The 8,042-nt window shown below is 53.9% G+C and carries 6 protein-coding genes and 1 pseudogene; 5 read left to right on the top strand and 2 right to left on the bottom strand.

Annotated elements, in window-relative coordinates:
- Positions 1-584, bottom strand: a pseudogene (locus GHO41_RS11925) (IS21 family transposase); the annotation flags it as partial.
- A gap of 633 nt (positions 585-1,217) precedes the next feature.
- On the opposite strand from GHO41_RS11925, the gene GHO41_RS11920 reads away from it, so the two are divergent.
- The 5 genes from GHO41_RS11920 to GHO41_RS11900 are packed head-to-tail and all read left to right on the top strand — an operon-like array spanning position 1,218 to position 5,652.
- Entirely contained in the window at positions 1,218-1,994 is a 777-nt protein-coding gene (locus GHO41_RS11920; RefSeq protein WP_153433700.1) for a hypothetical protein, read from the top strand.
- 7 nt (positions 1,995-2,001) lie between these two features.
- The gene (locus tag GHO41_RS11915) at positions 2,002-3,369 is read left to right on the top strand and encodes a toprim domain-containing protein (protein WP_153433699.1); all 1,368 of its coding nucleotides are present in this window, start codon (positions 2,002-2,004) and stop codon (positions 3,367-3,369) included.
- Positions 3,362-3,667 (top strand): hypothetical protein, encoded by a 306-nt coding sequence (locus tag GHO41_RS11910; protein WP_153433698.1) that lies wholly within the window; start codon positions 3,362-3,364, stop codon positions 3,665-3,667. Before GHO41_RS11915 ends, GHO41_RS11910 begins: the two co-directional genes overlap by 8 nt.
- 19 nt (positions 3,668-3,686) lie before the next feature.
- Complete coding sequence (locus GHO41_RS11905) at positions 3,687-4,373, top strand: hypothetical protein (RefSeq protein ID WP_153433697.1); 687 nt, start codon at positions 3,687-3,689, stop codon at positions 4,371-4,373.
- A 13-nt stretch (positions 4,374-4,386) separates the two neighbouring features.
- Positions 4,387-5,652, top strand: a complete 1,266-nt coding sequence (locus GHO41_RS11900) for a hypothetical protein (RefSeq protein ID WP_153433696.1) — start codon at positions 4,387-4,389, stop codon at positions 5,650-5,652.
- A gap of 909 nt (positions 5,653-6,561) precedes the next feature.
- Here GHO41_RS11900 and GHO41_RS11895 read toward each other — a convergent pair.
- Positions 6,562-7,596 (bottom strand): hypothetical protein, encoded by a 1,035-nt coding sequence (locus GHO41_RS11895; protein ID WP_153433695.1) that lies wholly within the window; start codon positions 7,594-7,596, stop codon positions 6,562-6,564.
- Positions 7,597-8,042: the final 446 nt, after the last annotated feature.

Genomic DNA, 8,042 nt, shown 5'->3' with positions numbered 1-8,042 from the left:
CCGAGGAAGGCGAAGCAGCGGGCATGGGAGCCTAGCCAGTCCGGCAGCTGCTGCGACCAGGTGGCTTCGGCGAAGGTGTAGCTGGACGCGCCGAGCACCGCGACGAACACCTGCGCCTGGCGGATCTCGCCGCTGTGGCGATCGATAACCGGCACCGTCTGGCCGGCATAGTCGACGAACAGCTTCTCGCCGACGCGGTGCTCCTGACGCATCACCACGTCCAACTTGCCCTGCCAGGCTCGGTAGTGCTCACAGAACCAGCTGTACTGAAAGCCCTGAGGCTGGCTCAGGCGGTACTCCTGCCAGAGCAGCGCCAGGGTCACCCCGGGGCGGCGCAGTTCGGCATGCACCCATGCCCAATCGGGTAAAGGCCGCTTCTCACTGGCAACCGCCGGGGCCGGCGGGAACAGTTGCTGCTCCAACTCGGCATCGGACAACGAACAGGGCCAGGTGAGGCCGCTGGCGGCAAAACGGCAGAGGTAATCACCGGCACTGCTGTGGCCAATGCCCAGGCTGCGGGCGATCTTGCGCACGGACAGGCCGCAGTCGAACTTGAGGCGTAACACCTCTCGGATTTTACGCATGGATAAACGCTCCACAACGACCTCTCTGCTTCGAAAAAGAGATCGATGGTAGTGAATAAATCCTGCGTGGCTGCCTGCCAGAAAAGTGTCCGGATGACCGTGGAGTCGGTGTCCGGATGCTCGTGGAATGAGTGTCCGGATCAGCGTGGAATCACTGTCCGGATGCGCGTGGAATGGGTGTCCGAGTCAGCGTGGAATCCGCAGACTCGTTCCAGATACAGGTCACAGCCGGTCTTCCTTGGTGAGTTTCTTTGACGTATGCATGCAGAACCCCCTTTACCTTCACGGCAAAGGCCTCCTGGGCATCGTGAAAATTCTGTGTAGTAGCTTCGGTGTTCATTGGTCTTGCCTTTGGTTTGTTCATGAGTACCCCTCTTTATAACGGCTGCACCACCCTCCCTACACACTCGCAGACGTTTTCCACTCAAATCATCGCAGTCGCGCCCACCCGATTCCTGCAAGTGCGTGTAACTGCATTGAGTTGAGTTGCGCGGCGATGCCCAAATCCCAAGAATCGGTTTTCAGCTGATTGCTTAGGCGGCAGCGGGGCAATAGACCCCATTCACAGATTCGACAGTAGGGGGGAGCGGCGGTAAGTCGTTCCAATCGACGGATGCTTGTAGGAGGCACGCCGTGGAATACCGCACAACGTGGCTAGCGGAGCTTGGTGATGATGAGCTTCGCACACTCGACCCATGGCGCATTTTGACCGCAGACAAAGCCCGAGGCTTTTTGATCATGGCGGCTCGGGATGCACTGGGCGCGTTCAAACGCTTTGGTATGGCTCGTATGGAAAACGACGAGCTGCTGCATGAGGTTTACCCCATGCTTCACGACGCCCTGCCAGGCATTCTTTCGGCATGCGTAACTGCCACTGCCCCAGAAACCAGAGACCGATTCATATATGGGAGCCTTCGACACTTGATTCGTCGTCGTCTCGCGGAGCAGGTCTTTGGTGGCGCTTCTCCAACTGACCTTATCTACATAGAGGAAATCAGCGCGGGCGATGACCTGGATGACAGTTATCTGCCTTCATCCCATTCGTTAATGATCCCCTACCTCGCGGAGGTGAATGCGTACCTCGAAGCGCACCCAAACTATCAGCCTCAGTTTCTATCTGAGTCACAGAAAGTTCCCGAAGAACAGGTGCAGATGATTCACCGCATGATCGAAATGTTTCGCCACTACCTCACCAGCCGTGAGGTCGATGTTTTGCGGAACCTGCTCCTGAATTATCAGGATCGCTCGATGGTCGCTCTTGAGGTCGGCACAACGCCGAAGATGGTTTCCCGTTACCGCCAAAGCATCCAGAAAAAAATGATGGCCGTCCTTGAAGATTTGGGTTGGTCGTCCGACGAACTGAAAATGCTGCTCGGCAAAGCTGTGATCCGTACCGAGCAGGTTGCTTGAGGCCAAAATGAACGAATTTTCTCCGTCCGATTTTTTACGCCGCGAGGTCTACCCACGACTGGATGCCGTAGCCGAACATTTGCTAGACAGCCTCGAACCCAAGCCACGGTCAACAAGCGGCTCCTACCCGCTGATCTGTCCAGAGTGCAAAGCAAAGGAAGCTTTCTACTTCCCCTTCCACGGTTACATCAACTGCCCTAGAAAAAACGAATGCGGGAATTCGACGAGTCTCTGGGATGCAATGTTGTTTTGCGGCTACGAGCACAACGAGATTTTCTCCGCCCTCTGTAAAGCCGCTGGTGTGTCGCCACCCAAGCGTGAACTACAAACCGGATCGGCTCAGGCCCCTGGCGTTGTAGAGACACGCATTGGCAAAGCTATTTGGCAGATCACTCAGAAAATGGCAGCAGAGCATAAAGATGCCCTCAAGCGCTTTCAGGATGACCGTGGATACACGGACAAACAGATGGCGGCTATGCGCCTCGGTTACTACACCTCGGGTGATGACATTCTGGCGAAACTCAAATCGCTAGGGTTCACTAAAGATGAGGCCGTAGAACGGGGTTATATCGAAGTCGATGCAAAAGGCTCGGTACTCACTGGACTTGCTGGCCGGGTGATTGGCTACTGGCAACACACTGATGGTGAAGATCGACTTTGGGGCCGCATCATTTCTGGTAGTGGCGACGGTGATGTTAAGAAATACAAGTTCGCCCTTCACCTTAAAAAAGACATTCCATACCTCTACAGCAACCGCAAACGCGGGCTGCTCGTTTGTGTCGAAGGGACCATGGATGCCTGGGCACTCCAGCACGCTGATATTTGGGGTTGCGCAGTAGGCGGCGCGAGTATCAACGGGGCTCAAGCTCTGTACATGCAAAACCGTGGCGTTACCGAGTTGGCCCATATGGTTGATGGAGACCAAGCCGGTTGGAATGGTGCTCTTACGTCCATTCGCAACTGCGAGGCCCTGAACATCGTTGTTTCCGTGATACCCCTCGGGGCCGGCATGGACGATGCAGATGCCTTGCTCCGCTCGGGCAAAATCGACGTACTTCAAACATTGGTCGTCAAGCGCATGAATGCGGGTCGGTACATGGCCTTGATGCTCAGGCAGCTCTACAACGTAGCCTCTCCAGACCTCCAAGCTATTAACCGAATTTATGCAACATCGGAATCGCTAACCCAGACCTCCAGAATCGTCTTCGACAAGTACGCAGTGCTTTTGGGCGTGCGCCCTGACCTGCGGCTAGAAGCAGGACGACTATTCAGCAATCTACTCAGCGCCGGCCTAACCATGGACGAGGCTATCTCGAACGTTCGCCGCCGCACAGGACACGTCATCACAATTGAAAAGGAACAACCGGATGTCTGAATCCGCCCCCTCTCAAAGCGGACCTTTAAAGCAAATCATTCACTTGATCCTTGCGGTCATGATCGTTCTGTACCTCGTGAAGATTTACCAGCGCGATCCAGATTACCGGGCTGTAGAGGTTTGCTACTTGCCCTACAAAGTCGCTCACCTTTTTTGGGTAGATGCGTGGGGGGCAGTCGTCACAGATGACACCGCATCCCTTTTGAAACACAGCCGCGACTTGACCAGCATCTTCAAGAGTTGCACCGAAGAAGCTAGTACATGGAAGTTGCTGCGGACACTCGGAATTCCCGATTAACACCATAGGAAGACACATAATGGCTGATGCCCAGAACCAACCCACTATCAATTTGCCCCAGCGCTCGATCACCATCACTGGCGCTATGACCGCACGGTTGTATCAACTGACCATCCGTGCCTCGCGGATCGATCTTCGATCCATGCAGGTCCCAATGGCTCGGCCAGCTGTGCGCGATCCATCGAATCGCGCCATTGATAGTTTTATTCAAGCAATTGCGCGTTTCGAAGCTGAAATGGCATCGGTCGAAAAGGAACTCGATAACGCCAGTCGCAACAACCCGAATGATCGGAGCACTGGCCAGAACGGAAAATCTCAGGTTCGCACTGGTCGTGATGCACGCAATCAAACTACTGGTGGGAACAAAGTTCTGACTGCTACCTCTGCTGCTGCTCAAGCCAGCGCTCAAAGCACTGCGCCGGGTAGTGAGGCCAGCAAACCGCGAACCCGAAATCGTAATAAGAACAAAGGCAACGGGGGGGCAAATGGTCAGACGGCCATTGAGGCGAAACAATCAGTCGCTCAGAAGCCAGTATCTGGTGCAAATCCTGCCCCTGCCCCTGCCCCGGCTCAATCGCAGCGAGCAACTGCTCCAGCAACTGCTCCAGCAACTGCCTCAGGCGAACACGCGGTGCCAGTAAAGCAACATGCTGTAGCCCCGGTATCTCCGATGGCAGAAGTACCTGCCAACATCCAAGCGCTCTAACAACGGTGAGACTATGAGAATGCACAATCTAAAGGATGCTGGCAGCTTGTTGCCTCAGTGGGCAATTGCTTGCTTGCTGAACATTGCCTTCCTGTCGCTCTACGTCCTAGCCTTCTTTCGCTACGACGCGAAGCCGACTGGCTTTGTTTCAAATGCCTGCACCGCAGCGATTATGCTTTCTCTGGTCATTGCTATCGTTATGCTCGTACGCAACATTCTTGTCGCTAAGTCTGGCGAGGTGGCGCAAGCCGTCAGCAAGGGTGTTGTGGCCGGCCTCAATCTGACGTGGGCCATTACATGCATGTCTTGGCTGTGCTTCATCGGCTGGGAACCAGCAACAGAATTCGCAGGACAAAACCTTGGGATGGTTGCAACTAGTGTGGTGGCCACCGTGCTGGTTGTGATCGGCTACTACTTCACTGCACCAGGGAAGCCCGAGAATGTAGATCAGGAAGGGACAGCTAATTCCTTAGCGATGACGCCAGGGTTCAAGCCGACACTCGCACAACAACCCACATTCCAAGTGACAATGGCTGACCTCACTCGCCTGCTAGCACATCAGGCGGGCCGCGCCATTGGCTACACCGGGTCCAACATCCTTTTTGATGACGCATTCAGCCTTGAACTAGATGCCAATGAGCGCGTTGCCCGTGTGTACAGCAATGCAAATCTGATCCACACCGAAGAGTTCATGTACTGGCGACTTCACATGCTGATGATGGGCAGTGCAGCTGAGCAGGTACTGACCAAATCTTCAAGTCAGGCAGCACTCGATGACCTCACGTCCTTTGATGCGCTAGCAGCGAAGTATTTGACCTTGCGTCCTGATCGGACTTTTAACTCTGCGCCGATCAACGAATACGAAGCTCAGATCAAGGCGTCCCGAATTGCGATGTTGCGCAAGAACATCTTTGACCGCTGCCATGCCACCTGTGTGGCAAATCACAGTGTATTGCTGGACCTTGTGAAGTTGATGAGGACAAGAAGCGTACTGACCTATGGTGACATTCGCAGCCAACTCGACCGTGTAACAATGCCAGAAGGTTTTCCAGTTGCCCGCTTTGACGACAACGAAATACTGTTGAAGGATTTGCTCACCCATGATGATCATCAAGAGGTAACGCTGGAAGTTGCCTTTGAAGACCAGGACAGCGCTGATGAACTGTCATGCACCGCCACTGACATAACGCAACAGCCGTCAAGGCACTCTAAGCATGTTGCAGATCATGAGGAAAGTGAAGCCATGCACCATACTAAGCTGCACAGGCTTTCAGCTTAGCTTTCAACAAGTTCATAAAAAGGGCGAACCGTTACGCGGTTACGCCCTTTTTTCTTGGAGTCATAGGATGCAGCGCCGGCATCTTTGTAAGACACACCAATGTCTTTACGCCACTCAATATTCCCACCGCTGAATGCGCAATTAAACTCTACGCCATCCTCACCTCCGAATAAGCATCGTTTAAATTTATGGCGGCGTCTGTCCATTACTGCCGAGCATTCTCAGAACAAGATTGGCACGTCACCGACACCAATAACGAGCTGCTGTCCTGCACTGTGTTGTTTGCAATGACGCTGGTGTAGTTCAGTAGTGAGGGCGAGGCTTTGCGTTTTACCGTGATTCTTCAAAACGATTGAAATTGATGCACGGAATCTTCGCTGCCGTTCAGACGCCAAAGCCCACTTGCGGAATTGAGCCTCGACGCGGAGCCCGAGAATGCTAACCGAGGCCTCGGGAGCCACGGTGTGGTTCCAGGGTTCAATTCCCAGGCCCAGCCATGAGGCCTAAGCTCCGATATTGAGTTTCGACAATCCAGACTAAATCCCATATCCCGAGGTCTGGCCCTACAGCTCACACCCCATCTGTCGGCTTTACGATTTTTTGGGCATTACCGCTGACACTGGTTTTTTAGGGGGCCAACTGGGGCGCCCTTCAAAACGAGGCATCAACATGACCCAAGCGTCCGGCTGAAACTCGCTAGGTACGCACTGGACTCCACCAAACTCTAAAACCGGGGCTTGCTGGGCATCGGAATTAGGAGCCCTTGCATGGGCCTGTAGAAGGGATCGTGCTTGCCGTGAGTGGCTAACCCCAGCCTTGCTTGTGGCTGGTTGACTGGCAGTGGGCACATTGTTTGATTCTGCTTGTTGGCCGCGCAAGCAACGCGGCCTCCCCAGGACGTTGTTTGTCTCAGACCTCAGCCAGATCGGAATCAGCACCTTCGGTGATGGCTGCCTCTGTTAAGGACGCCAGATTTCTATTGAATACTTCTTGCACACGATCAAACCAATCTGGGGCGTCACTCCCTCCGAATGCAGCCTTGAGCTTTTCACCAAGCTTCCTGTCGCCTCTGTCATTACTCATTAACGAGCTCATTCCTTGGTCGTCGTTGCCAACAAACAGCGCCAGCGCAGCACCAGTAAAGTTGATGCTGCCGAACCAAATTGCACGTCCGTTGATTGCACTCTCATAAAGGTCTTGAACGATTGCTCGGAACATCCCTGTACCGTAGGCGAGCATCAACTGCTCGCCCAACTCGGAAGCGATAAAACCCATCGGCATTTCGGGCGTTTTGATCAGTCCTTTGGCGAACTCCCAGCTGACCATAAGCTGCAAATGTCGCATGACTGAGCATTTGTCAGGGTTCTGCATCGCAAATCTGAGCACTGCGTACTGACCAACGATAGCTTGGGTAAGATCGTCGCTCATCATCGAGGCTAAGCCCGGCTTCCCACGCATCAGCGTGTAGTGAGCTGCGATAGCGAACTGTCTTACCAACACACCTATGGGGTCGAATGACTGCTCAGGGACAACTATTAGATGCCTGCACATTCCATTGCTATACACCGTACCCAGCGCTGAGGGTTGCATCACATTCGCTGGAACACGTATCACCTGAACATCTGGAAGGGGGGTAGCGAACAACCGACCGACAAACGCCCGAGCCACATCCACATCACAGGCTGAAACTGTTACGAACTCAGGCGTATAGGTGTTGAGTACCTGACCAAGTGCAAGCCTGTTTTCATTGTTCAGCACCAGGGCATTGATACTGCCTGGGATGATCTGGTGAGCTTTGAGTTCTTGTGCGTCGGCGACCTGCTCCTGCAAAAGGCTTCCATGCTGAGTCGTGAAACCATTGAGTGAGCCATTGTTGTCGAGCAGCCACTGGTGACGGTCGAGTTCGTAATGCAGAAGGTCGGAGATACAGGCTGATTCGTTCATGTTCCCTCGCAAGCCTCGATTCCCAGATTCGGGATTAGGCGAGTCATTGACTATGGGCGCACTTAGCACCCTCATGACTTCATAGTGCTCAGGCTAAGGGCAGCGATTTGAGGATTGCAGAGCCATGCGGTGAAAGATTGTTCGCATGGATTGATTTCAAGCCAGCGCCAGCACTCAACTGCAATGCAGGGTGGAAAGCCGATCAGACCTCGATACCCACGCATCCATCAGGTGGCCCACTCCCCAGAACCGCTTCTGAGGTTGCGGGCACGAATCCAGTATTAGGTTTTAGGGTTTATGCGGTTACTCGGAACTGCCCGATGACACAGCCGTGAGCAAAGTACATTGAGCCATCCTTTGAACGATGGTGATGCCCATGACCCCGCAACAGATTCTTGTGATTGCAAACGCAACAACCACTCCCGTTTTCCAGTTTGGGAGTCAGG

The organism is Pseudomonas sp. FSL R10-0399, from assembly GCF_009600165.1.
Classification (GTDB): Bacteria; Pseudomonadota; Gammaproteobacteria; order Pseudomonadales; family Pseudomonadaceae; genus Aquipseudomonas; species Aquipseudomonas helleri.
Note: the sequence above shows the minus strand (reverse complement) of the source record. Positions and strands in the feature narration are given on the sequence as shown.